Annotated in this window: 1 protein-coding gene; it reads right to left on the reverse strand. The window is 41.4% G+C overall.

Annotated features, from left to right (window positions below):
• Positions 1–98 precede the first annotated feature (98 nt).
• Positions 99–1,958, reverse strand: coding sequence for an IS1634 family transposase (locus HOLDEFILI_RS17930; protein ID WP_006061369.1), 1,860 nt, complete (start codon positions 1,956–1,958; stop codon positions 99–101).
• Positions 1,959–2,096 lie beyond the last annotated feature (138 nt).

Here is a 2,096-nt window from a genome sequence, read left to right on the forward strand (position 1 = left end):
CCCGTTTTCAACACTTGAAATGCATAACAAAGTCGGAATCCCTTGAGAAATAAAGGAATTCCGACTTTTTCTATGGCAAAAAATGTTGTATATTTTTCCTAACTTAAAAATTTTTTTATCATTCCATTTAAGTCCTTTGGCCTATAGTGGCGTCTGTCTAATGGCATCCTAGTCAGTTGTGTCAAGGCATCCAGGGTTTTGCTGCCTTTATAGAGCGCCATGAAGTCAATATCATGGATGTTGGTGACGGTCATATTCTTTAGTGTGGTCACCAGATTCGCTGGCGTGACATGTGTTTTCTGGTCATCAAGTTGGGCTTCTAAAAGTCTGTATACAAGCAGTGCGGTATAACATATCAAGAAGTGTGCTCTGATCCGTTCTGCCAGTCTATGGTTCACGGGACGTCCGTCAAAGTTCGTTTTTATGATCCTGAAACAGTCTTCAATCTGATACCTTTTCTGTGACACTGCGAGGATGTCTTTTGCGGGGTCCGCAAGATTGGTGGCAATCGCATAGTAACCGTCATATTTTTCTTCTTCCGCAATTTTACTTTCATCCAGAGTGTATTCCACGATTACTTTTTCGCCAGATTTTGTTTTCGATACGCGTTTCATAAAACGCTTTACATCGTTCGGACCTTTTTTGATTTCCTCCGGATCCTTCAGAGCCAGTAGTTTCTTTGCGCGTTCTATCTGACGATTCCTAACAGTCCTTTGATATTCCATCATTTTTCTGGAAAAAGTGATGATAATGCGTTGCTTTAAGACTCCTTTTGCCTTTCTCTGTACCGTCCGTCCGTTTTTCAGAACTACATCTTCGTAGAGTCCCAGATCGAGCACCTTGTCAGCGGAAACGACTTTATATGCGGAGTCATTATAGAGGGCAAGATTATCAGGATGATGCCGGTCAAAATTTTTCATTTCTTCAATAGTGATGGGCGTATCATCTGAAAGAAGTTTGTAATCATAGTCATTGAAAACGGCTTTCTTCAGTGTGTCACTCAGTTTCTTGATGGATTGAGTGACGATAAACGCTCTGCCACCCATACTATTGAACTTTCTGATGTTATAGGAGCCAAGTCCTGCATCGGCACAATAGATAAATTTTGAATCCGGAATTATTTTTAATACTTCTTCTTCCAGAGGAACTGCGGTCAGCTGTTCACTGACGTTTCCGGGATGTAGGCACATGGTGATGGGGATTCCTCTGCTGTCCATGAATAATCCCATTTCTACTATAGGGTTGGGTCGATTTTCTTTGCTGACACCGTATTGGCGCAATCCGGTTAGGATCTCTCCCGTGACCTCGTCCACAATCTCATCATCCGCCTGCTCACATTCAAAGTAGAAGTTTGTGCAGTCATAATAAAGAACGGAGGAATCCCTTTTTACGATCGTGTCGCTCTGTTTGTAGAGCCATGCGAGATAATCATCGTAATGTTCTTCCAAAAGATCCATAAACCGCAGGATATGCTGATAACTAAAGTCCGGCTTTTCATAATAGGAATCCAGCTTGTCGAGCATCGCATATTTAGAAAGCGGATCCATGATCCTCGAATAAACAAGGAAACGGTGAATGGTGTAACAGTCAAAGGTCATCTTTCTTCCGGCGGGCTTTTCCTTGAAGAAATCCTTGAGCTGAAGTCCACTCATCAAATACTGCAGGAAAAAGTACCCAACGTTCAATTCTGTAGATGCGGAAGCCTCATCATCGGTTTGTTCTACTCGCTCATTATAATTCGTTGAAAAGGTGTATTCTACTTTGCCGACACGGTATTCCTCATTCATTTTCCGAATTTCTTCCTTCACATAGGAAAGCGGGTCATCGGTTATTTTCAGCAGTTCGGAGTGTTTCCCGAAACGTTTGACATTTTTGGTTGTGACCTTTTTGCCATTTCGGATTCCGACTTGAGCATAGTAGATAGGATCTTTACTCGTTTTGTTATAAAAAAGTTTCATTACGTCACCGCCAAATCAGATATAAGCCACCATAATTATACAACATATACAACGTAAATGAAAGAGGAATTTGACAAAAAAACACCGCATTTCTGCGGTATTTAGAACTTTTATTCAGTTGCAAGTGTTGAAAACCCG

Source organism: Holdemania filiformis DSM 12042, from assembly GCF_000157995.1.
Lineage (GTDB): Bacteria > Bacillota_I > Bacilli_A > Erysipelotrichales > Erysipelotrichaceae > Holdemania > Holdemania filiformis.